The sequence below is a fragment of the Mycobacterium sp. NGS69 genome, assembly GCF_059812165.1.
Genome location: NZ_JCALCD010000009.1, coordinates 159795 through 181381, shown reverse-complemented (window position 1 = coordinate 181381; position 21587 = coordinate 159795). Strand labels below are relative to the sequence as shown.

Genomic DNA, 21587 nt, shown 5'->3' with positions numbered 1-21587 from the left:
CGGCGCGTGATCGAGAACGGGTCCGAACGATATTGGCGATTGGATTCGCAGCGGTGAGTGCGGGGATAGCGAATATTCTGCTGCTGTGGGCCCTAATCTGGCATAGCGATGTTAATACGCTACTGACAGGCATATTCACGCCGTTCTTCGGAGTGACCGGCACGATCATCGGGTTTTACTTTGGCGGCCAAGACACCACCAAGCACAGCAGCTAAGACCAACCACGGGGCGCCTGGCTTTGAGTGAGGCGGCGCAAAACAGACTGGCGCACGTACTCGCCGGGGTGTTGATCGCGGTCATCGTGGTGTGCGTGGTGATCGTAGTTGTAGCCCTGGATAAAGCAGGGCCCGTCGATACCGCGAACCAACCACCCGCCCACTCGGTTCTCGACCACCACCCCGAGTCGGCCAGCGGTCTACTACAAGAACTGTGCTGAGGCCCACGCCGATGGGCGCTGGGACATTCCCGAGGGTGACCCGGCCTACAGGCCCGCGCTGGACAAGAACCACGACGGCATAGCATGCGAGTCCCCAAGCCCGGCTGAGCAAGCGGTGCCGAGTTATTGGCGTTAGACGTGTTGGGGACCAAAGGCCCTAGTCAGCGATTGGTTTAGAGCGGTATCCCACTTTGCACAACTCAAAGAGCCGCGAGCAACAAGGCCGCATCCGATCTTGCCGGCCCACTACGGGGAGTAACGAAGGACATGACAGCACAGCCGCCACCCCAAGCAGAGTTTTATCCAGAGCATCCCCCCAGCGGCCCGGTCTCCAAGCCGCCGAAGTCGTCGAAGAAGAAGTGGATCATCGCGCTGGCAAGCGTTGCCGCCGTTCTTCTCATCGGAGGCGGAGCTACGACCGCAGTGCTCTTCGCGCACAAGTCGACAACCTCATCCAAGCCGACGACGACGTCCCCCCAGGATGCGCTCAAGAACTGGTGGAGCGGAGCGAGTGCGGACTTCAATGACTTGCAGAACGCCATCGACGATGCCAAACGCATAATGGACCGCGCTATCGCGGCGGGCGGAGGTGTCACCGAAGACGCCTGTCTCCGGATGCACGACATCGCTGAGAACAAGCTGCAGTCGCACCTGCCCAGCCCAGACCCGCTGGTGACCGCTGACATAGCAGGCGCGATCACCGACGTCCACGTCGCGGCGCACAACTGCCTGGCTGCCCAGCAGGGGGCCCTCCAGCAGTCCGGTGAATTCTACGATCGCATCAACGTGGCACAGAGGCAGATGAAGGCAGCGCAGGACATCGTGAACAGGAGCCTGATCGCGGCTTAGTAGCCCGCGCTACGCGCCGCATCAATGGTCGCAACTTCACGCTGAAACACCACCGCCCGCTAGACGCTTATAACGCCCACCTGGCGCTCGGGACAGGCGACCTGGTTGGGCCACGGAAAGATTCTTCTTTTCGGGTCGTATCACTCGGCGGCGATGGCGGCCCGTTCAATGTTGTCAATACCGAGTTAGACGCGGACTTATTGGTTCCAGAACGGGGGCCCCTGCCGTGCGGTCTGGTGGAACGGAACGGGGCGCGATCCTCTTTGCCGGGCCAAAAGGCTCTAACGCACGCCTGTACGACCTACGTATGATGAACAGATGAACGTTAAGAAATTGGTTGTGGCCAGCGTTTTTGTCGTTGCTGCTGCCATTGTCACAGGACCGGTAGCCGGTGCCGATCCAGTCGGACAGGGGGGCGGGGCCTGCACCGATCCGCAGTGCCCTCCACCGGTTCGGGTATTCATGTCGCCTAATAGCGCGACCAACCTAGAGCAGGCCAAGCAACAAGAGCTGCAGAATTCGCAGAACCTGCCGCCCGGGCCTTAGAAATTCAACCTCTGGGCTTGTCTCTTTGTTCTTTAGTCCGCTCATCCTGGTGGCTAGGGCGACCCGATGCGCCAGGCTGCTGGCGATCATGTTGCACCGGCACGACCACCACCGGGTGACCACATAAGTGGCGGATATGAAGGAATTGGAAATGTCGGACGGGACTCATCCCAGCCCTGTCCAGCCTCAGCAACACTGTGCCTCGGACAATAGATAACTACGGCTGAAGCGATAATATTCGCAGCCTCATCATCGCTATACGGGCCAGCGGTTTCCAAGGCCAGAAGTGCTTGACTCTTGGTCTTTCCGGCATCCAAAAGCCGACACACTCCTACGCCCTGTGACCTAATCATTGGAAAATTCCAGATCACCATGGGATGATCCTGATTTGGCTCAGTCAATAAATAGTAATAATCTTGATCATCCTGAACACTTGCATGCGATTTCGGTGCCGATAGCAGAGCATGGCAAAGCAGTACAGCCAATGTCGCTAACGCAGCGGTGAATTTTGCAAGGCGCTTGCGTGTGATTGTCATTTCTTTTTCTCTCGACGTCGTAAGGGCAAACCGCGCTGCCGTCAACGTTCGCGGGTTCCCGCCCTGACTACCCATTGCCCTCATTGACCGGATGGTCAATGCCGCCATGGTGAGAACACGCCCCCTGGGAGGTTCTGCTGTCAGAAAAGCAGCCGTCTCGACACTGGTACGTATCCCTCGGTAGCGGCGTCGGAGGGTTGCAGTGCACGCTGGAGGGCACGTAGTCCTCCGGCAGACAGCCAGCGGTCAAGATTGGCGAAATCGCGGCGGCGCTCTCTGCTATCGAACTAGCGCCGATCGTTGCGACAACGATCGCCGTCGTTACGAGCAGTCCACGAATCATGCTCCACACCTGGTGTTGAGACCGACTGTCTTGTTTGCCGTGGCTGGCGACGCTAATCGACCCGAGCCGTCCAACGTAGGGACCAAGGGCCTGATTTGGTGGGTCTAGGGGAATATGTTCGTTAGCGCAAGAGGCGGTACCTGGTGGGCAAGGGAAAGCTGTATACACAGAACGATTTCTAGCGGCACGGTGATCTGGACCCTTTGCGACGGAACTCTGACGTGACCGCGCTTCCACTTGAAGGAAAACGTGTCGCGGCGACACGATTCCGCTGGGGAATAACCCCTCGCCCTGAGACGTGCGCGGTGCACTCTCAGCGCCAGGTGATATCTACGCGGTCAGGGTCGAAGTTGCGGCCATTCTTGCCCTTCCCGACCGAATTGACGGTGATCGACAGCAGCAGCCGCACCACCGCCCGGTATCGGCCCGGTGACTCCTGCGCCAGCTTGTCCAGCTGACGGGCTACCCGGTCCGCGCCCAAGTCCAGGCCCTCCAGGACCCGCCAGCGGTCGTCGCTGATCTGCCGGTGCTCCAGGGCGGCAATCTTGCCGTTGACGACTTCGCTGGCGATGCGGGCCTGCGGACCCGTCAGCTCCCCCAGGCCCCGCTCGACACCGATGGCCTCAAGCCGCGCATAGAGGGCGTTCAGCTCGGCGCGGATCGCTTCGGCTTCGGCCGGGTCCATCTCAGCCTTGAGCAGGTCCACGGCGTCGGGCAGGGCGAGCCGCTCCGCGATCAGCCGGGCCACGAAGGGCTCGATGTGGGCGGCGCGGATCGACAGCTGGCGGCAGTTCCGGCACGTGTAGGCGACCGGCGGGGTCGGGTCCGCGTCGGTGGGTGTGCGGAGCCGTTGCCCGCCGAGGTGATGCCCGCAGTGCCCACAGGTCAGGACGCCGGTCAGCTTGTGCTCACGGACTGACTTCTGGCCGGGACGCCGCGCGGCGTCGGTCAGCTTGTCCTGCGCCCGCTTCCAGACACTCAGCGGCACCAGCTCAGGCCAGCCGCCCTCAACCAGCTTGCTGTTGTCCCGGTGGTAGGAGCGCATCCCGGCGTTGCGGGCAGCCCGCAGGAACAGGCTCACGGTTGTTTCTGTCCACGGCTTGCCGTTGAGCCCGTACGCGCCAGCCTTGTTGAACATCTTGGCGATGTCCCCCAGCGACTTGTTGCCCAGCAGCATCTCGTAGGCCTTCTTCACGAGCGGCGCCGTGTCCGGGTCCAGCTCGTGGTGATACGCCTTACACTTCGGGCCGCACTTGTCGGTGTGCCCGGTCCGCCGGTACCCGAACGCGCGGTGAAACGCGGTCGCCCCGTTGTCGGCGCGCTCGCGCTGCGCGCGACGCATCCGTACCCGCATCATGGCCACTTCGTGCTCGGACACGGCGGTCTTGATCTGCGCAGCCAGCACCCCGGTCGGCGAGAACAGGTCCACGTCGCCTTGCCCGGTGGTGGCCAGCTTGACCGGGCGGCCCAGCCCGGCGAAGAACCGGCGCAGCTCCTCCAGGTCAGCCATCAGCCGCCACGATCGGTCTTGGTCCCAGGCCGCGATGGCGTCGATACGCCCGGCCTTGATGTCGGCCAGCAGCCGCTCCCACTCGGGGCGGGCCTTCCCGTTGGACGCCGAGCGGTCGTCGTCCACGTAGTAGTCGACCAGCTCCCAACCCTTCACCTCGCACAGGGTCGCAGTGTCTTTGCGCTGCCGGTCGGTCCCCTCCTTCTTGTCGTCGGGGTCCGACGAGATCCGGCAGTAGGCCCCGGCGCGGACAGGGGCCTGCACGGGGGCGATGGTGGCGGTCATGATGGTGTGCTCCTCGGGTGGCGGAGGGCGAGCTGCCCTCTCACCTGGTACAACACCCTACCCTAGAAGTGCTCTCAGCTAGCATCAATTGAGTTCTGCAGTAGCACTTCAGGTTTGACGCGTGCGTGGGCCCACCCTGGGCATAGGGGATCGTATGATCCAGGTCGCAGCCGATGGCCGGGGCGTCGCAGCCCGGCCAGCGGCACGTCAGATCCCGGCAGCGCACGAAATCGGCCAACGCCTGCGAGGGCACATAGCCGTTCTCGGGTGGCGCGTCGCCGGGGTGAACCAGCGGCATGAGCTTGGCCGACTTAGCGATTTCGGCCAGCAGTTCGGGTGGGATGAGGCCGTCGGCGCCTACTTCGGAGCCCGGAGCCGTGCTGGTGCCGTTCAGGCTGGCCCGTTCGGCGATCACATGAATCACCACCGGCGACGCAGCGGGCCGTGTCCCTGCGGCGCAGTCGGGCCGCCCGCAGCGACAGCCCAACCGATCCGCCCCGACCGCCAGCGCGCCGAGCGCATCGGCGCGGCGCTGCTCACGGGTACGCGGATCGTGGACACACACCGTGGCCGCCAACGCATTCAGCCGCTTCTCCAGGGCGTGGGCATCCGGGGTCAGCAGGCTGCCGTGGATCTCCGAGAGCCCGTCTTGAACCCGATCCCCAATCCAGATCTCCCGATCGACCTGACGCTCTTTTCGACGGCGCACCGCATCCACATCGGCTTTGGCCACGATCTTGTCCACCTGACCGGCCAACCGGCCCCGACTCATCGACGGCCAGCGCGCCACATTGGCCGCCAACGTCGCATCCACGCCCGCCAACACCTCGGGGTCCTCGATCAAATCGGTGCGAAACACGACCGTCTGAAACATCCGAAAATCGATGTCCCCCGCCGCGAACACCCCGCCCACCTGCGGCAGGCGCTCACACATCGCCCGGGCATAGTGCAGCCGGCTCGCCGCCAGACCCTGGCTGATCCGCAACGCGGCCGCGACCTCCGCGGCAACCGCCTCCATGGTGTCGATCGCCCAGTCCTCGCTCTCCGAACACCGCGACAACCGATACCGAAACAACTCATGGATCGCGACCAGCTGCGCGGCGGCCTCCCGGTTCTCCGCCCGCGCCGCCGCGCAGATCCGATCCACCATCACCGCCGACTCCGCCGTCGTCGACGGATAGCACCGCTCGATCATCTCGTCGAACCGGGCGATCACCTCAGCACGGGCCGTCTCATCGAACATGTGTTCGAGTATAGCGCGGGCCATTGACTCGTGCTTTTTGGCAGGCCATCCCTGTGGATAACGGGCGGTGTCTCGACTAAAGCGTCTCGTCCAGCTCACCCAGCCGGTCGGTCAACCGCAGGTTCTCGGAATAGTCGACCGGGCGCGCCGTCGCCCGCGACGGCGAGCGCCTTGGAGTCGGGCCGCGCCAGCTTGACGCCGAGGGCCCCGGGCAACGCAACAACGGGTGAATCGGCTCAGCAGGGGGGCGACGCCGGTCTCGGCCCGGGGTGCGTCGGCGTTAAGGTCCGCCGTCGCCGCCGGTGCCGCCGTGCGCGACGGCGCCGGTCCCGCTGGCGAAGGCGGCGCCGCCCCCGCCGCCGCCACCGATGTTGGCGTTGCCGCCGGCGCCGCCCGTGGCGGTGGCGCCGCCTGTGCCGAAGAGGTTGCCGGCGGCACCGTTCGCGCCGGCGCCGCCGAGGGGCTGGCCGGTGCCGCCGACCCCGCCGGCGCCGGGGGCCACACCGTTGGCACTACCCCCTTGGCCGCCGTCGCCGCCGGGGCCGCCGGTGATAGCGCCGCCACCGCCGCCGCCACCACCTGCGGCGACTTCGGTACCGCTTGCGGCGGCGGGTTGGCCGCCGCCCCCACCGGCCCCGCCGCCGGAACCTTGGCCGGTGCTGCCGCTAAAGCCGCCGCCGCTGGTGGCGGTGGTGCTGGTGACATCGGCGCCGGCCCCACCGCCGCCCCCACCACCGGGGCCACCCGCGATCCCGGCGGCCCCACCGCCACCACCGCCGGCGCCGCCGCCGGCGGCGACGGAGCTGAGGCCGACCGTTGCGGCGACGCCGCCGCCGTTGCCGCCTTGGCCGCCGTGGCCGCCGTGGCCGCCGCCCGTGCCGTTGCCCCCGGCGCCGCCGCCACCACCACCGCCGCCGATCGCGATGGCGTCGGTGGTGCCGGTGGCGAGGGCGCTGCCACCGCCGCCCCCGTTTCCGCCGTCCCCGCCGGTGACACCGTTGCCGCCGTTGCCGCCGTTGCCGCCGCGGATGGTTTCCGCGGCCACCAGGCCCGAGCTGTTCACGGTGGCGTTGCCGCTGTTGCCGCCGTCGCCGCCGTTGCCGCCGGTCCCGCCGACGCTGTTGCCGCCGTTGCCGCCGTTGCCGCCGACGCCGGCCGTGCCGCCAGTGCTGCTGCCCCCGTCGCCGCCGTCGCCACCGGTGCCGCCGGTGCCGGCAAGGCCCACGCTGGCGCCGGGGCCGCCCGCGCTGCCACCCAGGCCGGCGGTCCCACCGTTGCCGCCCTTGCCGCCGTTGCCTGCGGTGCCGGCGGTGTCGCCCCCTTGGCCCCCCTGGCCGCCGTGGCCCCCCAGGCCGCCTGTGCCGCCATCACCGTCGTGACCGCCGAGGAATCCCGACACTCCCTCGGCGTGCCCGCCGCTCCCGCCCGTCCCGCCGGTCCCGCCCAGGCCGCCGCCGGTCGCGTTAAGAAAGCCCGTGACGCCGTCTCCGCCGCTCCCGCCGGTCCCGCCGGTCCCGCCAACGCCGCCCGCACCGCCACTGCCGAAAATCAGCCCGCCGTTGCCGCCCACCCCACCGGACCCACCGTTGCCGCCGAGGCCGCCGTTGGTAGGGCTGGCCCCCGCGGCGCCCGCGGTGCCGGTGGTGCCAATGCCGCCGGCCCCGCCCCTGCCGCCGTTGCCGAAGAAGAAAGCGTTACCACCGTTGCCGCCGGGGTGGCCCTGCGCCCCGGAGCCCCCGTCGCCGCCGTCGCCGAACAAGATCCCGCCCGGTCCCCCGTTTTGCCCGGTCCCCGGCGCCCCATTGGCGCCCTTGCCGATCAACGGGATCCCGAACAACGCATTGGTGGGCGCATTGACTACGGCCCGTACGTCTTGCCACAGGGGCGTGAGGGTCTGCAATGGCGAGGAGTTTGCCGCCTCGGCGGTCGCATAGGCGCCCCCGGCGGCGTTCAACGTCGACACGAACAGGGCATGAAACTCCGCCGCCTCGGCGCTGAGCGCCTGGAACACCTGCCCGTGACTGGAGAGCACTGACGCTATCGCCGCCGACACCTCGTCCGCACCGGCCGCCAGCAATCCCGTCGTCGGGCCCGCGGCGGCGGCATTGGCGGCGGTCACCGCCGAGCCGATCTTGGACACATCCAATGCAGCCGAGGCCACAAATTCCGGGACCGCTATCAAATACGACATCGCTGCCCCTCCCCACGGGTCGAGGAGTACAGATGAAGAGCACTGAAAGCGTACGCCAATTCCGCGCCGATGTTTCAGCCTTGAGCAAACGGGAGCTTAGAAGCCCGCTCGCCCGCAATCCCGAGCCCAGGCGACTAAAGCGTCTCGTCCAGTTCACCCAGCCGGTCGGTCAACCGCAGGTTCTCGGAATAGTCGACCGGGCACGCGATCAGCGACACCCCGTCGTCGGCCAGCGCGGCCTTCAGCGTCGGCAACAGCTCGGCGGCGCTGGTGATCCGATACCCCTTGGCGCCGAAGCTTTCCGCGTACTTCACGATGTCGGGATTGCCGAACTTCACGTAGTAGTGCTCGCCGAGCTCGAGGTCCATCTTCCACTCGATGAGGCCGTAACCGCCGTCCTCCCAGATCAGCACCACGAGCGGGATCCGCTCGCGCACGGCGGTCTCGATCTCCTGGGAGTTCATCAGGAACGCGCCGTCGCCCGCGACGGCGAGCACCTTGGAGTCGGGGCGGGCCAGCTTGACGCCGAGGGCCCCGGGCAACGCAAAGCTCATGGTGGACAGACCGTTTGAGATCAGGCAGGTGTTCCGCTCGTACGTCGGGTAGAGCCGCGCCATCCACATCTTGGTGGCGCCGGTGTCTACGAGCACCACGTCGCTGCGGCCCAGTGCCGCGCGGGTGTCGGCGACCAGCCGCGCCGGCGCCAGCGGGTAACGCGAATCCTGTTGCCCGCGGGCGAATTCCTCGGCCAGCAGTCCCGACCCCGGCACGTCGGCGGCCTGCTCGAAGCGATGGCCGGCCAGCGCGTCCGTGAGCGCGTTCAGCGAATCGCTGATGTCGCCGATGATCCCGACGTCGACGGAGTAGTGCGCGTCGACCTCGGCCGGGAAGCGGTGCACATGGATGATCTTCTTGTCGGCCTGCGGGTTGATCCGCACGGGATCGAACTCCTGCAGCTCGTAGCCGACGGCGATGACCGCGTCCGCGTCGTCGAACCCGAAGTTGACGTAGTCGTGCCGCATGAACCCCACGGTCCCGATGCTGTTGGGGTGGTCGTCGGGCATCACGCCCTTGCCGTGGAACGTGTTGGCCACCTGGATGCCGAACTCCTCGGAGAACCGCACCAGGGCCTTGGTCGCGTCGGCGCGCGCGGCGCCGTGCCCGGCCAGCACCACCGGCCGCTTCGCCTGGCGCAGGATGTCGACGGCGCGCGCGACCTGCCGGGGCGCCGGCGCGTCGGGGCGAACAACGTTGCGGGGCAATGGCTTCAAGTCGTAGTCGGCTTCGTCTGCGTCGATGTGCTCGGGGACCGCGAGGTAGACCGCGGCCGGGCGTTCGGTCTCGGCGACCTTGAACGCCTTGCGGACCATCTCGGGGATGGCGCGTGGGGTCGGGATGCCCGCGGCCCAGCGGGTGATCGGGGCGAACATCGACACCAGGTCGACGTACTGGTGCGACTCCTTGTACTCGCGGTCTTGGCCGACCTGGGCGGAGATCGCCACCATCGGGGTGCTGTTGGTGGTGGCGTCCGCGACGCCGAGTTGCATGTTGATGGCGCCCGGGCCCAGGGTCGCCGACACCACCGCCGCCCGGCCGGTGACGCGCCCGTACATCTCCGCCATGAACGACGCCGCCTGCTCATGGCGGGTGAGCACGTAGCGGATGTGTGATGCGGCCAGCGCCTGCACGAACCGGATGTTCTCCTCGCCGGGCACCCCGAAAACGACGGAAACACCCTCGTTCTCCAGGCACTTCACGATCAGCTGAGCGGCTTTACTCATCCGGCACCTCCATGGGGGGAACGATAGTGGCAGGCTGGGTGTTGGACCTTTTACCAACCTCGAAGCGAAGGATCTCAGCGTGCCCATCGCCACGATCAACCCGGCTACCGGCGAGACAGTAAAAACCTTCACCCCCGCGACCGACGAGGAAGTCGAGGCCGCCGTCGCGCGCGCCCACGCCCGGTTCCAGGACTACCGCCATAACACCACCTTTGCCCAGCGTGCCGAATGGGCAAACGCCACCGCCGACCTTCTCGAGAAGGAAGCCGACGAGGTCGGCGCCATGATGACCCTCGAGATGGGTAAGACCCTGAAGTCGGCTAAGGCCGAAGCGCTCAAGTGCGCCAAGGGTTTTCGCTACTACGCCGAGAACGCCGAGCAGCTGCTGGCCGACGAGCCGGCCGACGCGGCGAAGGTCGGTGCGAAGCGGGCCTACACCCGTTGGCAGCCGCTCGGGGTGGTGCTGGCCGTGATGCCGTGGAACTTCCCGCTGTGGCAGGCCGTCCGCTTCGCCGCTCCCGCACTGATGGCGGGCAACGTCGGCCTGCTCAAGCACGCCTCGAACGTGCCGCAATCGGCGCTGTATCTGTCGGACGTCATCGCCCGCGGCGGCTTCCCGGAGGGCTGCTTCCAGACACTGCTCGTTTCGTCCAGCGCCGTCGAGGCCATCCTGCGCGATCCGAGGGTCAAGGCGGCCACGCTGACCGGCAGCGAACCGGCCGGCCAATCCGTCGCGGCCATCTGCGGTGACGAGATCAAACCCACCGTGATGGAGCTCGGCGGCAGCGACCCGTTCATCGTGATGCCGTCGGTCGATCTCGACGAGGCGGTCAAGACCGCGGTTACCGCCCGGACCCAGAACAACGGCCAATCCTGCATCGCCGCCAAGCGATTCATCGTCCACACCGACATCTACGACGCGTTCGTGGACAAGTTCGTCGAGCGGATGGAAGCCCTGAAGGTCGGCGACCCGACCGACCCGGACACCGACGTGGGCCCGCTGGCCACCGAGTCGGGCCGCGACGAGATCGCCAAGCAGGTCGACGACGCCGTCGCCGCGGGTGCCAAGGTCCGACTCGGCGGCAAGACCCCCGCCCAGCCGGGCTGGTTCTACCCGCCGACGGTGGTCACCGACATCACCAGGGACATGGCCCTTTACACCGAAGAGGTTTTCGGACCGGTCGCTTCGATGTACCGGGCCAAGGACATCGACGAAGCCATCGAGATCGCCAACGCCACCACCTTCGGGCTTGGGTCCAACGCCTGGACCAACGACGAGGCGGAGCAACAGCGCTTCATCGACGACATCGAGGCCGGACAGGTCTTCATCAACGGGATGACGGTGTCGTACCCCGAACTCGGGTTCGGCGGCGTCAAGCGATCCGGCTACGGTCGCGAACTCGCAGGCCTCGGCATCCGAGCGTTCTGCAACGCCAAGACCGTCTGGGTGGGGTAGCTCCCCGAGGCCCTCAGGCCGACGCGCCCGCCAGCGCCCTCTCGTCCTCGTCGGCGAAGGTGTCCTCCAGCTGCACCGGCGAGTAGTCGAGGTCGATCTCGGCGACGGGGCGGCCCCGCGCGCTGTTGATCGTGCCGAACCGCCGCATGCCCTTGTCGGCGGCATAGGCCATGAACTCGTCCGTCGAAATGCCGAAGGGCATCGGGTCGTAAAGGGCGAAGCCCTCTTCGATGAGGCGCAGCCCGAGCGGCATGAGCTCGTTCATGCGCGTTTCGAAGACGCCCCAATTGGCGTCGTCGGCGGCGACGTGGCGCCGGCAGGTGAAGGTGCCCCACGCCATGTGGCGTCGCTCGTCGTCGCCGATACGCCGCACCAGCTCCTGCATGCCGGGCAGGATGCCGCGCTCCACGCAGATCTTGTGCCAGGCGAAATAGCCCGTCAGCGCCAACATGCCTTCGACCATGTGGTTGTAGGTCACCGACGCCCGGACCTGCGCGGCCGGTGACGGGTCGGTGCACAAGGCGTCGAGGCAGGCCGGCAACTCCTCGTAGAAAATCGTGCGGTAGGTGGGAATGTCGTCGAGATACTCGTGCAGGTCGCCGGTGACGCCGACGGCGTCGAGCCACATGCGGAACACCTGCACGTGCTTGGCTTCCTCGAACGCGAACTGCGTCAGGTACATCTCGTCGCCGAGCCGGCCCTCCGCGCGCATCGCGGCCATGAACGGCTGGATGTCCTCGGTCACCGCTTCCTCGCCGGCGATGAATTCGGCGCACAGCCGGGTGGCGTAGTGGCGTTCGTCGTCGGTCAGCCGCTCCCAGTCCGCGCGGTCACGCGAGAAGTCGATGTCGGCGGGATTCCAGAACTTCGCGTTGCCGCCGGCGAAGAGCCGCAGCGGCAGGCTGTCCCAGTTGAGTCCGCCCGCAACCATCGAGCCCGAATGTGTGCGTGTCATGTGACCTCCTCAGATCGGTGTAAGGCTGGGTGGACTGGCGTCGGGTGCGGTTGCGTCGAGAACGCGGCCGCCAGCACCGCGACGAGCCGGCGAACGGCCAGCGCCGGTTGCTCCGGGGTGGGTTCGTCGAGCCCGAGAACCGGGTCCAGGCCGCGCATGTAGGGGGCCAGCGCCAGGTGCGGAAAGATCAAGAGCATCAATGACAACAGCGCATCGGTGTCCGAATCGGCGCGCAGGTCACCGCGCAGCTGCGCGTCGCGGACCAATGGGCGCATCACTTGCAGGTAGTGACGGTGAATGACGTTCTGCACACTGACGCGGGCCTCGGTGTCGACTTCGAGAGTGGCCGCGGCGTGCAGCGCGCGTTCATGCGGGTGGTCGGCGAAGTAGGCGACCCACGCGTCGAGCCAGTCGGTCAGAAAATCGAAGAACGGCCGGCTCGGGTTCAGCTCGCGGATGCGTTCCTCCATGTAGGCGCGCACCCGTTGGCTGGCGATGTCGGCGACGTACGCGTAGAGGTCGCGCTTGTCCGCGAAGTACTGGAACAGGCTGCCCTTGGCGACGCCGGCGCGCCGGGCGATGACGTTGAGGCTGCCGCGGGAGAAGCCGTGCGCCCCGAACTCGTCTTCCGCGGCTTCGATCACCGCCGCGCGTCGGGCGGGGTCCACGCGCGCCCAAGTCACCGTTGGCATTTGGAGCCTCCTCGCGTTCGATGACCACTGGTCATTCTACGGTGAGCCACGTCACAGTCAAGGCTCGTCTTGTCCAGTGTGCGCTCAGCCGCACGCTCGGCGGTGCCGGGGGACTTACGGACGCATCTGGTAGGCGCCGCTGAGCGGCAGGACGTGTTCCTTCCAGATCTGGTCGTAGCGCGCGGAGTCGTGCGCCGGACGACGGATCATGCGCATCGCGAAGCGGGCCTGTTCGTCCGTCGTCGCCGGCTTGTCGCCGAGTTCCACGGCGTAACCGTTGAAGTCGCGCACCAGCACGGCGAAGATCTCGTCGATCACGGCGTCGTCCATCCCGGACAGCGGGGCTTCCTCCAGGATGAGCTGGGCGTAGGGCACCGTCGCGAACAGTTGGCCCACCCCGAAGGCGAAGTCAATGTCCTTCTGCTGCACGGCATCCGGTGTGGCGCTGGCCAGCATCTCGGCGAGCACGTCGACCTGCTCGCGCAGCAGCGCGACGTTGGGCAGGTGCCGGAAGGCGTCGAACGGCGCGCGCCAGTCTCCGAACCGCACCTTGCCCAGGCCGCCGGTCGGCCCCTGGGCGAACAGGAACGTGTCGTCGGCGGCGTCGTCGCGCCGCGATATCACGGGCAATTCGGCGTTCGGCGCGAACAGGAAGTTGGGCATGAACTTGGCGAGCAGCCCGATGTTGATGTGGACGGTGCCCTCCAGGCGGGGCAGTAGGCCGATCTCGCGGGTGACGGCCTCGAAAAAGGTGTCCTTCTCAACGCCTTTGGCGGCGATGACGTCCCACATGGCGGTGATGACGCGCTCGCCTTCGCTGGTGATCTTGGCCTTGGTGAGCGGGCTGTAGAGCAGGTAGCGGCGGTCGGCCGCCGACGCGCTGCGCATGTAGTCGCAGGCGCGGGTGGCGACCAGCTTCATCGCGACCAGCCGCAGGTACGCGTCGGTGAGCAGGCGCCGCACGTGGGTGAAGTCGGTGACGACGGTGCCATACAAGACGCGGTTGGACGCGTGGGTGACCGCCTCGTACATGGCGTGGGTGCACATGCCGATGGCGCCCCAGCCCAGGTTGTACTTGCACACGTTGACGGTGTTCAGGGCGGCGTGAAAGGCGTCGGGGCCGTGGTGCAGCATGTCGGCCTCGGTGACGGGGTAGTCGCGCAGCGCGTAGTTCGCGACGAAGTTCTGCGAGTTCACCACGTTCTTGATGAGCTGGTACCGGTCGTGCTGGGAGTCGGCGGCGAAGAACACGTACTCGTCGGTCCCGGCGATCTTGCCGAAGGTGGAGACCATGCGCGCGACGTTGGCGTTGCCGATGTAGTACTTCTCGCCGCTGGCGATCCAGCCGTGTTCCGAGGGCGTCAGGATCATGTCGGTCTGGTAGACATCGGCGCCGTGCGTCCGCTCGGACAGCCCGAAGGCGAACACCTCGCCGGCCTCCAGCTGGGCGGCGGCCTTGCGCTTGGCGTCCTCGTTGTCGCTCATCCAGATCGGGCCGAGGCCCAGGGCGGTGACCTGGAACGGGTACCAGTAGCTCAGCCCGTAAAACCCGACGATCTCGGCGAATTCGCTGATCCGGTAGGTGTCCCAGCGGCAGTCGTCCGCCCCGTACTCGGACGGCGTCAGCAGCGAGGCGAAGATGCGTTCCCGCCCGATGTGGTCCAGAAAGTCGGAGTACCAGACCCGGTTGTGGTCGTCGGACTTCAGCCGCGCCTTGCCGCGGGACTCGAAGAAGTCCACGGTCGCGGCCATGATCTCCCCCGAGCGGGCATCGGGATAGCGGCGTTGCAGGCGGTTGGGATTGAGCAACATGGGGGCAACGTACTCCCACACAGCCCTGTTGGTGAACCGCCCATCCGCCTTAGAGTCAGTCCCGTGCCAGAACTCAATACCGCTCGCGGCGCCATCGATACCGCCGATCTCGGCGTGACGCTCATGCACGAGCACGTGTTCATCATGACCACCGAGATCGCCCTCAACTACCCCGAAGCCTGGGGCGACGAGGATCAACGGGTGGCCGATGCCGTCGACCGGCTGGGCGAGCTGAAGTCCCGCGGCGTGGACACCATCGTCGACCTCACGGTGATCGGGCTGGGCCGCTACATTCCGCGCATCGCGCGCGTCGCCGCTGCCACCGAGCTGAATATCGTTGTGGCAACCGGTCTTTACACCTACAACGATGTCCCGTTCCGGTTCCACTACCAGGGCCCGGGCGCGCCGCTGGACGGCCCGGAGATCATGACCGACATGTTCGTCCGCGACATCGAGGAGGGAATCGCCGACACCGGCATCAAGGCGGGCATCCTCAAATGCGCCACCGACGAGCCGGGCGTGACCCCCGGCGTCGAGCGGGTGCTGCGCGCCGTCGCCCAGGCGCACAAGCGCACGGGCGTGCCGATCTCCACCCACACCCACGCGGGCTTGCGGCGCGGGCTGGAGCAGCAACGCATCTTCGAAGAAGAGGGCGTCGACCTGAGCCGGGTGGTGATCGGTCACTCCGGCGACAGCACCGACGTCGGCTACCTCGAGGAGCTGATCGCCGCCGGCTCCTACTTGGGCATGGACCGGTTCGGCATCGACCTGATCTCGCCGTTCGAGGACCGGGTGAACATCGTGGCCACGATGTGCGAGCGCGGCCACGCCGACAAGATGGTGCTCTCGCACGACGCCAACTGCTACTTCGACGCGCTGCCCGAGGAGCTGCTGCCGGTGGCCGCCCCCAATTGGCATTACCTGCACATCCACAACGACGTGATCCCCGCCCTCAAGGAACGCGGCGTCACCGACGAGCAGCTGCACACCATGCTGGTGGACAATCCGCGCCGCATCTTCGAGCGGCAAGGCGCCTACTCGTGACCCAGCCGGTCCCGCCGATCGGCACCCAGATTTCGCAGCTTGCCGGGTTGGCTCCCGACGAGCCCGCGGTCACCTGCGACGGCCGGACCATCACCCGCGGCGAACTCGACCGGTCGACGAACCGGTTGGCCCGCGCGTACGCCGAGCGCGGCGTCGGCGTCGGCGACTACGTGACCATGGTGCTGCCCAACTCGATCGAGTGGATCCAGGCCGCGGTGGCGTGCTGGAAACTGGGCGCGGTGCCGCAGCCGCTGTCCGCGCGGTTGCCCGACGCGGAGCTGGCCGGCCTGCTCGAGTTGCGGCCGCCCGCCCTGCTGGTGGGCCGCGAAGGCTCCGAAATACCCAGTGTGCCAGCCGGTTTCGTCCCCGACCCGGCATTGTCCGAGGCCGGGCTGCCGGAGGCGGTCTCACCGGTGTGGAAGGCGATGGGGTCGGGCGGCAGCACCGGGCGGCCCAAGCTCATCGAGTCCGGCGGCGACAGCCGGATCCCGGCCGCCGTCGGCTACCCGCTCGGCGCGCAGGAGGGCGACACGACGCTGGTGCCGATCCCGCTGTCCCACAACACCGGTTTCACCACCGCGACGATCGCGTTGCTGATGCGTCACCACCTGGTGCTGATGAGCCGGTTCGACCCGCACGGTTTCCTGCGGCTGATCACCGACCATCGGGTCACGTTCCTGACCACGGTGCCGACGATCATGCAGCGTGCGTTGCCGGTCTACCACGCCGACCCCGGCGCCTACGACCTGTCGTCGCTGCGGCGGTTCTGGCACATGGGGGCGCCGTGCCCGCCGGCCATCAAGCAGGCCTGGATCGACCTGCTGGGTCCCGACGCCGTCTGGGAACTCTACGGCGGCACCGAATTACAGGCGCTCACCTTCATCAGCGGCGACCAGTGGCTGACCCACCGCGGCTCCGTCGGCGTGGTGGTGGCCGGGGAGATGAAGGTCCTCGACGACGACGGCAACCTCTGCCCGCCCGGCGTCGTCGGCGAGATCTACATGCGCCCCGCGCCCGGCAGCGCGCCGACCTACCGCTACGTCGGCGTCACGCCGAAGTCCCGGGACGGCTGGGACTCCCTGGGTGACCTGGGCTACTTCGACGCCGACGGGTTTCTGTACCTGTCCGACCGCCGGGTCGACATGTTCACCGTCGGGGGTCGCAACGTCTACCCCGCCGAGATCGAGAACGCGCTGTCGGCCCACCCGGAGGTGCTGTCCTGCCTCGTCGTCGGCGTGCCGCACGACGATTTGGGCCAGGTGCCGTACGCCCTGGTGCACGCGGCCGACGGGTCATTGCTGGACGACGAAGCCGTGAAAGGTTTTCTGCGCGAACGCATCTCGTCGTACAAGGTCCCCGACACCGTCGAGTTCGTCGGCACTCCCCTGCGCGACGACGCCGGCAAGGCGCGGCGGTCGGCGGTGCGCGCCGAGGTGATCGCGCGCCTGCAGGCCGCCGAGCCCGCCTGACGACTCCAAGAATCTTGCCTCCCAAATAGGCGGCATCTTTTGCGAGGACTCATCACGGCGTACGATTCGCTGCTAACTCACTGATGCGGTGGCGATCGGGCCGTCGCTGTATTGGTTGGAGGTCGGGATGTCGTATGTGATCGCCACGTCGGAGATGATGACCTCGGCGGCAACGGACTTGGCCGCTATGGGCGCGAATGTCAGCGCGGCCCACCTGGTCGCGGCGGCCCCGACCGTCGCGGTGATACCCTCGGCCGCCGATGAGGTATCGGCGGGTATCGCCCATCTGTTCTCCGCGCACGCCAGGCATTATCAGGCCCTGGCCGGGCAGGCCGCAGCGTTTCATCAGCAGTTTGTGCAGAACATGACCGGCGCCGCGGCCTCGTATTCCAGCGCCGAGTCCGGGATCGCCGCGACGCTGACGCCTACATTCCCCAGCCTCGCCGATTTCTTCCAGTTCCTCGAGAGCGATTTCGTCACCGCGAGCGGCAATTTCGTGAACTCGTTTGGCTCCTTCCCCAACGTCAGGTTTGATCAGTTAGGCAGAGCCACAAGTGATGTGCTGGCCTTCCTGTTATTTCCGATCACCTACCCGGTCTTCGCCGTCACCACGTTCATCGCCGAGGCCGTGATCTACGCCATCATCAACGCCTTTATCCCTTAATCGACACATTTTTCGGAATCGGAGCCCGCTCACCGAATGGCTTCAGTTCGACCAGGGGTACGCAAACAACGGTCCGGTGAGTGCGGACGCGAGGAGCGACAACACCGCGGCGAGGATCAGCAGCCAGATGGCGTGGGCGAGGAACCTAAGCGCGGCCTTCAGATCACCATTCCGGCCACCTACTTCGCACCGGATGACGGTGCTCAGCCGGTCCAGATCGCCGGGAGTCAGGAACACCCTCTCCTGACCGATTGCCATCAGATACCTGCGGGAGCCATTGGCCCGATCGAGGCGAACGAGGTGTAGCTGATCACCGTCACTGTCGCGCAGGCCGATGAGGCTGGTTAGTTCCGGTTGTCTCACGGTGTACCCCCTCGGTCGTTGGAGTTCCGTGGTTGGGTTGGGACTGTCCTGTTGTTGGAACTCCTCGACCATATCCGCTGCCGGCAACCGCGCGCAATCCCCTGCGCTGCAATGGATCTGCATCGTTCCGATGCACTGATGTCATCGCCTCCAGTCCGCGGGCGCGCCCGGCGCGGTCGAGTTTGTCGGCACCCCTGCGCGACGACGCCGGCAAGGCGCGACGACTCCAAGAATCTTCCAAGCGCTGCGCCCCACCATGGGTCCGTCGATGACCGTTGTCCGGGAGAGGGGCCATGCAGATCGAGCCGTTGAGCACGGAGCTGATCGAACGTTATCTGCGATCGCGTCAGCTGCGGTTTTTCCGCAGCAGTGACGGCGAGGAATTCATGATGCTGCTGTCGAGCCATGAGCGCGGCAAGCTGCACGTGAACGTGCGGATCAACGGTTTGCGGCGCGATGTTTTGGAGATCTCGATCAGCCCGGCCGTGTATTACCTGGCGACCGAACGGCCGCGCCTGATGGAACTGGTGAACGACTGGAATCGGGACACCCACTGGCCCAAGGCGTTTGTGCGCGAGACCGCCCAGCCGACCCGCCTGAGCGTGGTCGCCGAGAATGATTACTTGCTGACCGACGGCATCCACATGGAGGCGCTGGGCAACTTCGTCAGATCGACCGTCGAGTACGGCACCGACCTGTTCGAGAAGATCGAGCGGGCCATCGCCCTGCCGTCCGCGGACGCGTTGGAACAGTGGATGGATCGCTGAGTCACGGCGCGATCGCGTCGGCCTCGGCGTCCGTGACCTGGGGCGCCGGCTCGTGGCGTTTCTCCCAGCGGCGCAGCGCTTCGCGGCACGGGGATTCGACCAGCGCGTAGCTGACGGCGGCGATCGCCCAACCGAAGATCAGCGTCAACGCCAGCACCGAAGGCATCCGGCCGGTGAACGGGAACGTGCCGAGCACCGGGAACACCATCGCCAGCGCGGCCAGGTGCCACACGAACAGGCCGTAGGACCAGCGACCCAGCGTCACCATCGCCGTGCTGCCCAGCAGCCGGTGCGGCGTGTCGACCCGGTCCAGCACCAACGGGGCCACCAACGCGAACGCCACCAGCGAGCCCGCCGCCGTCTTCACCGCGAACTGGGCGGCGGTGCCGGGCACCAGGCCCTCGGGGCCGGCCAGCGGCGAGGCGGCCAGCAGATACGCCAGCACCGCGACGACGGCCATCAGCACCCGGCGCCGCGCGAACCGGTGCGGCACCCCGACTCCGCAGTGCACCCACTCCGCCAGCAGCATGCCCGCGGCGAACCAGGAGAAGAAGGCCGGCGGCCAGTTCAGCGGGTTGATCCCAGGAGGGCCGTGCCCCGAAAAGACGGGCACCCAGCCCCACGCCCAGCTGAGCGCCGCCAGCGCGGCGATCGCGGGCACCCGCGCGCCGACCGGCAGGCGGCGGGCCAGCAACGCCAGCAGGGGCAGCGCGAGATAGAAGCTGACCTCGACCGAAAGGCTCCACATCTGCGTCAGGCCACCGGTCAGGGTGAGCGGCACATAGATCTGGGTGAGCGTCAGGTTGGCCAGCCACACGGTCGGGCTGGCGTGGTCCGCGTCGGGCAGCAGGGTCAGGATCACCACGACCGCCACCAGGTAGGCCGGCATGATGCGCACGACCCGCGAGCGCAGGTAGTGGCCGGTGCGCGGCCGCGGCCCCAACACTCGCGCCGCCGCCGCGTGCCCGCGCCACAGGAGGAATCCCGACAGCGCGAAGAACACCGCCACCGCGAGGTCGAAGCGGCCGAACAGCCGGCCGGCGGCGCCGCTGGAGTGGCCCGTCTGGAAGGCGACGTGCGTGACGACCACGCCCATGGCCGCGCACGCCCGCATCCCCTCCACGGCAGGCAGGAAGCTGCGGATTCCGCCCACCCGTTGGCCATCGGTCACGCCACAAGTGTGCCCGTCGGTAGTCCGCCGACGAATGGGGTACGTAAGCCGGGGCCTTAAATTCTGCTGTTAGGGTCGAACGGGTTTGCCACGCTGCTTGGTCGGGTCGGATCGGGTCGCGGCCGACAAGACCGGGGACCATCACGGACCACGAGGGATCGACTAGGAGGGCACGGCAACGTGAACCGAGCAGTCATGTTGCGTTACGCCGCATGCGCGATCATCGGACTCGGGGCTGCCCTGCTGATCGCTGCGCTGTTGCTGTCGACGTACACCAGCAGCAGGATCGCCAAGATCCCGCTGAACATCGACGCCACGTTGATCAGCGACGGCAACGGAACCGCGCTCGACTCCGCGTCGCTGTCCGGTGACCACCTCGTCGTCAACCAGAACGTGCCGCTGGTGTCCCAGCAACAGGTCAGCGTCGAATCCCCGGCCAACGCCGACGTCGTCACGCTGCAGGTGGGCACCTCGGTCCGGCGCACCGACAAGCAAAAGGACAGCGGCCTGCTGCTGGCGATCGTCGACACCGTCACCCTCAACCGCAAGACCGCGCTGGCCGTCTCCGACGACACCCACCCCGGCGGCTCGGTGCAGAAGCCGCGCACCGTCAACGACGAGAGCCCGCCCACCGCGATGCCGCTCCGCCACGAGGGGTTGTCCTACCGGTTCCCGTTCCACACCGAAAAGAAGACGTATCCCTATTTCGATCCGATCGCGCAGAAGCCGTTCGACGTCAACTACGACAGCCAGGAAGACGTCAACGGCCTGACGACCTACAAGTTCACGCAGAACGTCGGCTACAACGCCGAGGGCAAGCTGGTGGCCCCGGTGGCGTACCCGACGCTGTACGCCGACCAGACGACTGATTCCAAGTTCACCGCATCGGCGGCGATGTGGGGCGTCCAGGGCGGCGATCCCAACGAACAGATCACCATGACCCGCTTCTACGCGGCGCAGCGGACCTTCTGGGTGGACCCGGTGTCGGGGACCATCGTCAAGCAGAAGGAGCACGCCAACCACTACTTCGCCCGTGACCCCCTCAAGCCGGAGATGACCCTGGCCGATTACACGGTGACCTCGAACGAGGACACCATCGAAGCCCAGGTCAACACGGCGCGCGACGAGCGGGACCGGCTGGCGCTTTGGTCGCGCGTGCTGCCCATCACGTTCACCGCGGTCGGCCTGATCGCGCTGATCGGCGGCGGGGTGCTCGCCTCCTTCAGCCTGCGGACCGAGAGCGCGCTGACCGACCCGGGCCTGGACCGCACCGACCAGGAACTCTTCGGCCGCGGCCCGGAGGAACCGGTGCCCGGCGCCGAAGCCGAGACCGAGAAGCTGCCCACCCAGCGCCCCGCCGGCGGCGCGGATCCCGACGCACCGCCCGTCGGTTCGGACGAGCCACCCGAGCCGGGGCCGCCCGACGCGGGACCGCCGGAGTCACCCGGTCCCCCCGAACGGGCCTAGCTTCCCT

The 21587-nt window shown here is 67.2% G+C and carries 20 protein-coding genes and 1 pseudogene; 9 read left to right on the top strand and 12 right to left on the bottom strand.

Annotation, left to right across the window (positions count from 1 at the left end; genetic code table 11):
- The first annotated feature begins 335 nt into the window (after window positions 1-335).
- The 3 genes from AC5Y2S_RS24650 to AC5Y2S_RS24640 all read left to right on the top strand — a co-directional run bounded on the left by AC5Y2S_RS24650 (window position 336) and on the right by AC5Y2S_RS24640 (window position 1831).
- Entirely contained in the window at window positions 336-572 is a 237-nt protein-coding gene (locus tag AC5Y2S_RS24650; RefSeq protein ID WP_499959010.1) for an excalibur calcium-binding domain-containing protein, read from the top strand.
- A 131-nt stretch (window positions 573-703) separates the two neighbouring features.
- Complete coding sequence (locus AC5Y2S_RS24645; protein ID WP_499958936.1) at window positions 704-1285, top strand: hypothetical protein; 582 nt, start codon at window positions 704-706, stop codon at window positions 1283-1285.
- 318 nt (window positions 1286-1603) lie between these two features.
- Entirely contained in the window at window positions 1604-1831 is a 228-nt protein-coding gene (locus AC5Y2S_RS24640) for a hypothetical protein (RefSeq protein WP_499958935.1), read from the top strand.
- Window positions 1832-1917: 86 nt separating this feature from the next.
- Here AC5Y2S_RS24640 and AC5Y2S_RS24635 read toward each other — a convergent pair whose 3' ends face one another.
- The 7 genes and pseudogenes from AC5Y2S_RS24635 to AC5Y2S_RS24605 all read right to left on the bottom strand — a co-directional run bounded on the left by AC5Y2S_RS24635 (window position 1918) and on the right by AC5Y2S_RS24605 (window position 9720).
- The gene (locus tag AC5Y2S_RS24635; RefSeq protein WP_499958934.1) at window positions 1918-2367 is read right to left on the bottom strand and encodes a DUF732 domain-containing protein; all 450 of its coding nucleotides are present in this window, start codon (window positions 2365-2367) and stop codon (window positions 1918-1920) included.
- A gap of 67 nt (window positions 2368-2434) precedes the next feature.
- A complete protein-coding gene (locus tag AC5Y2S_RS24630) occupies window positions 2435-2710 on the bottom strand; it encodes a DUF3761 domain-containing protein (protein WP_499958932.1) in 276 nt (91 codons plus the stop codon).
- Window positions 2711-3023: 313 nt separating this feature from the next.
- Entirely contained in the window at window positions 3024-4505 is a 1482-nt protein-coding gene (locus AC5Y2S_RS24625) for a recombinase family protein (protein ID WP_499958931.1), read from the bottom strand.
- 40 nt (window positions 4506-4545) lie between these two features.
- Window positions 4546-5748: an HNH endonuclease signature motif containing protein gene (locus AC5Y2S_RS24620; protein ID WP_499959008.1), complete on the bottom strand. Its 1203-nt coding sequence runs from the start codon at window positions 5746-5748 to the stop codon at window positions 4546-4548.
- A gap of 143 nt (window positions 5749-5891) precedes the next feature.
- Window positions 5892-5966 (bottom strand): annotated as a pseudogene (locus AC5Y2S_RS24615) (thiamine pyrophosphate-dependent enzyme); the annotation flags it as partial.
- Window positions 5967-6028: 62 nt separating this feature from the next.
- A complete protein-coding gene (locus AC5Y2S_RS24610) occupies window positions 6029-7939 on the bottom strand; it encodes a PE family protein (RefSeq protein ID WP_499958930.1) in 1911 nt (636 codons plus the stop codon).
- 134 nt (window positions 7940-8073) lie between these two features.
- Complete coding sequence (locus AC5Y2S_RS24605; RefSeq protein WP_499958929.1) at window positions 8074-9720, bottom strand: acetolactate synthase large subunit; 1647 nt, start codon at window positions 9718-9720, stop codon at window positions 8074-8076.
- A gap of 79 nt (window positions 9721-9799) precedes the next feature.
- On the opposite strand from AC5Y2S_RS24605, the gene AC5Y2S_RS24600 reads away from it, so the two are divergent.
- Window positions 9800-11176, top strand: a complete 1377-nt coding sequence (locus AC5Y2S_RS24600) for an NADP-dependent succinic semialdehyde dehydrogenase (protein ID WP_499958928.1) — start codon at window positions 9800-9802, stop codon at window positions 11174-11176.
- A 13-nt stretch (window positions 11177-11189) separates the two neighbouring features.
- Here AC5Y2S_RS24600 and AC5Y2S_RS24595 read toward each other — a convergent pair whose 3' ends face one another.
- The 3 genes from AC5Y2S_RS24595 to AC5Y2S_RS24585 all read right to left on the bottom strand — a co-directional run bounded on the left by AC5Y2S_RS24595 (window position 11190) and on the right by AC5Y2S_RS24585 (window position 14635).
- A complete protein-coding gene (locus AC5Y2S_RS24595; protein WP_499958926.1) occupies window positions 11190-12131 on the bottom strand; it encodes a R2-like ligand-binding oxidase in 942 nt (313 codons plus the stop codon).
- Window positions 12128-12823 (bottom strand): TetR/AcrR family transcriptional regulator, encoded by a 696-nt coding sequence (locus AC5Y2S_RS24590; protein WP_499958924.1) that lies wholly within the window; start codon window positions 12821-12823, stop codon window positions 12128-12130. Before AC5Y2S_RS24590 ends, AC5Y2S_RS24595 begins: the two co-directional genes overlap by 4 nt.
- A 114-nt stretch (window positions 12824-12937) precedes the next feature.
- Window positions 12938-14635, bottom strand: coding sequence for an acyl-CoA dehydrogenase family protein (locus tag AC5Y2S_RS24585; RefSeq protein ID WP_499958922.1), 1698 nt, complete (start codon window positions 14633-14635; stop codon window positions 12938-12940).
- A 63-nt stretch (window positions 14636-14698) separates the two neighbouring features.
- On the opposite strand from AC5Y2S_RS24585, the gene AC5Y2S_RS24580 reads away from it, so the two are divergent.
- The 3 genes from AC5Y2S_RS24580 to AC5Y2S_RS24570 all read left to right on the top strand — a co-directional run bounded on the left by AC5Y2S_RS24580 (window position 14699) and on the right by AC5Y2S_RS24570 (window position 17812).
- Window positions 14699-15679, top strand: coding sequence for a phosphotriesterase family protein (locus AC5Y2S_RS24580; protein ID WP_499902863.1), 981 nt, complete (start codon window positions 14699-14701; stop codon window positions 15677-15679).
- Window positions 15676-17148 (top strand): AMP-binding protein, encoded by a 1473-nt coding sequence (locus tag AC5Y2S_RS24575; RefSeq protein ID WP_499958921.1) that lies wholly within the window; start codon window positions 15676-15678, stop codon window positions 17146-17148. Before AC5Y2S_RS24580 ends, AC5Y2S_RS24575 begins: the two co-directional genes overlap by 4 nt.
- A 127-nt stretch (window positions 17149-17275) precedes the next feature.
- Window positions 17276-17812, top strand: a complete 537-nt coding sequence (locus tag AC5Y2S_RS24570) for a PE family protein (RefSeq protein ID WP_499959006.1) — start codon at window positions 17276-17278, stop codon at window positions 17810-17812.
- 42 nt (window positions 17813-17854) lie between these two features.
- Here AC5Y2S_RS24570 and AC5Y2S_RS24565 read toward each other — a convergent pair whose 3' ends face one another.
- A complete protein-coding gene (locus AC5Y2S_RS24565; RefSeq protein ID WP_499958920.1) occupies window positions 17855-18175 on the bottom strand; it encodes a hypothetical protein in 321 nt (106 codons plus the stop codon).
- Between the two features lie 293 nt (window positions 18176-18468).
- On the opposite strand from AC5Y2S_RS24565, the gene AC5Y2S_RS24560 reads away from it, so the two are divergent.
- Window positions 18469-18942 carry a type III secretion system chaperone family protein gene (locus AC5Y2S_RS24560; protein WP_499958919.1) on the top strand — a complete coding sequence of 158 codons (474 nt, stop codon included), beginning with the start codon at window positions 18469-18471 and terminating at the stop codon, window positions 18940-18942.
- Between the two features lies 1 nt (window position 18943).
- Here AC5Y2S_RS24560 and AC5Y2S_RS24555 read toward each other — a convergent pair whose 3' ends face one another.
- Window positions 18944-20056, bottom strand: coding sequence for an acyltransferase family protein (locus AC5Y2S_RS24555; protein WP_499959004.1), 1113 nt, complete (start codon window positions 20054-20056; stop codon window positions 18944-18946).
- A gap of 237 nt (window positions 20057-20293) precedes the next feature.
- On the opposite strand from AC5Y2S_RS24555, the gene pgfA reads away from it, so the two are divergent.
- Entirely contained in the window at window positions 20294-21580 is a 1287-nt protein-coding gene (gene pgfA / locus AC5Y2S_RS24550) for a cell envelope lipid trafficking protein PgfA (protein WP_499958918.1), read from the top strand.
- Window positions 21581-21587: the final 7 nt, after the last annotated feature.

Coding starts and splice junctions, on each gene's coding strand:
- AC5Y2S_RS24625 (WP_499958931.1), bottom strand. CDS start 4,505: ATGACCGCCACCATCGCCCCCGTGCAGGCCCCTGTCCGCGCCGGGGCC.
- AC5Y2S_RS24585 (WP_499958922.1), bottom strand. CDS start 14,635: ATGTTGCTCAATCCCAACCGCCTGCAACGCCGCTATCCCGATGCCCGC.
- AC5Y2S_RS24630 (WP_499958932.1), bottom strand. CDS start 2,710: ATGATTCGTGGACTGCTCGTAACGACGGCGATCGTTGTCGCAACGATC.
- AC5Y2S_RS24620 (WP_499959008.1), bottom strand. CDS start 5,748: ATGTTCGATGAGACGGCCCGTGCTGAGGTGATCGCCCGGTTCGACGAG.
- AC5Y2S_RS24570 (WP_499959006.1), top strand. CDS start 17,276: ATGTCGTATGTGATCGCCACGTCGGAGATGATGACCTCGGCGGCAACG.
- AC5Y2S_RS24645 (WP_499958936.1), top strand. CDS start 704: ATGACAGCACAGCCGCCACCCCAAGCAGAGTTTTATCCAGAGCATCCC.
- AC5Y2S_RS24610 (WP_499958930.1), bottom strand. CDS start 7,939: ATGTCGTATTTGATAGCGGTCCCGGAATTTGTGGCCTCGGCTGCATTG.
- AC5Y2S_RS24605 (WP_499958929.1), bottom strand. CDS start 9,720: ATGAGTAAAGCCGCTCAGCTGATCGTGAAGTGCCTGGAGAACGAGGGT.
- AC5Y2S_RS24590 (WP_499958924.1), bottom strand. CDS start 12,823: ATGCCAACGGTGACTTGGGCGCGCGTGGACCCCGCCCGACGCGCGGCG.
- AC5Y2S_RS24555 (WP_499959004.1), bottom strand. CDS start 20,056: ATGCGGGCGTGCGCGGCCATGGGCGTGGTCGTCACGCACGTCGCCTTC.
- AC5Y2S_RS24560 (WP_499958919.1), top strand. CDS start 18,469: ATGCAGATCGAGCCGTTGAGCACGGAGCTGATCGAACGTTATCTGCGA.
- AC5Y2S_RS24595 (WP_499958926.1), bottom strand. CDS start 12,131: ATGACACGCACACATTCGGGCTCGATGGTTGCGGGCGGACTCAACTGG.
- AC5Y2S_RS24640 (WP_499958935.1), top strand. CDS start 1,604: ATGAACGTTAAGAAATTGGTTGTGGCCAGCGTTTTTGTCGTTGCTGCT.
- AC5Y2S_RS24635 (WP_499958934.1), bottom strand. CDS start 2,367: ATGACAATCACACGCAAGCGCCTTGCAAAATTCACCGCTGCGTTAGCG.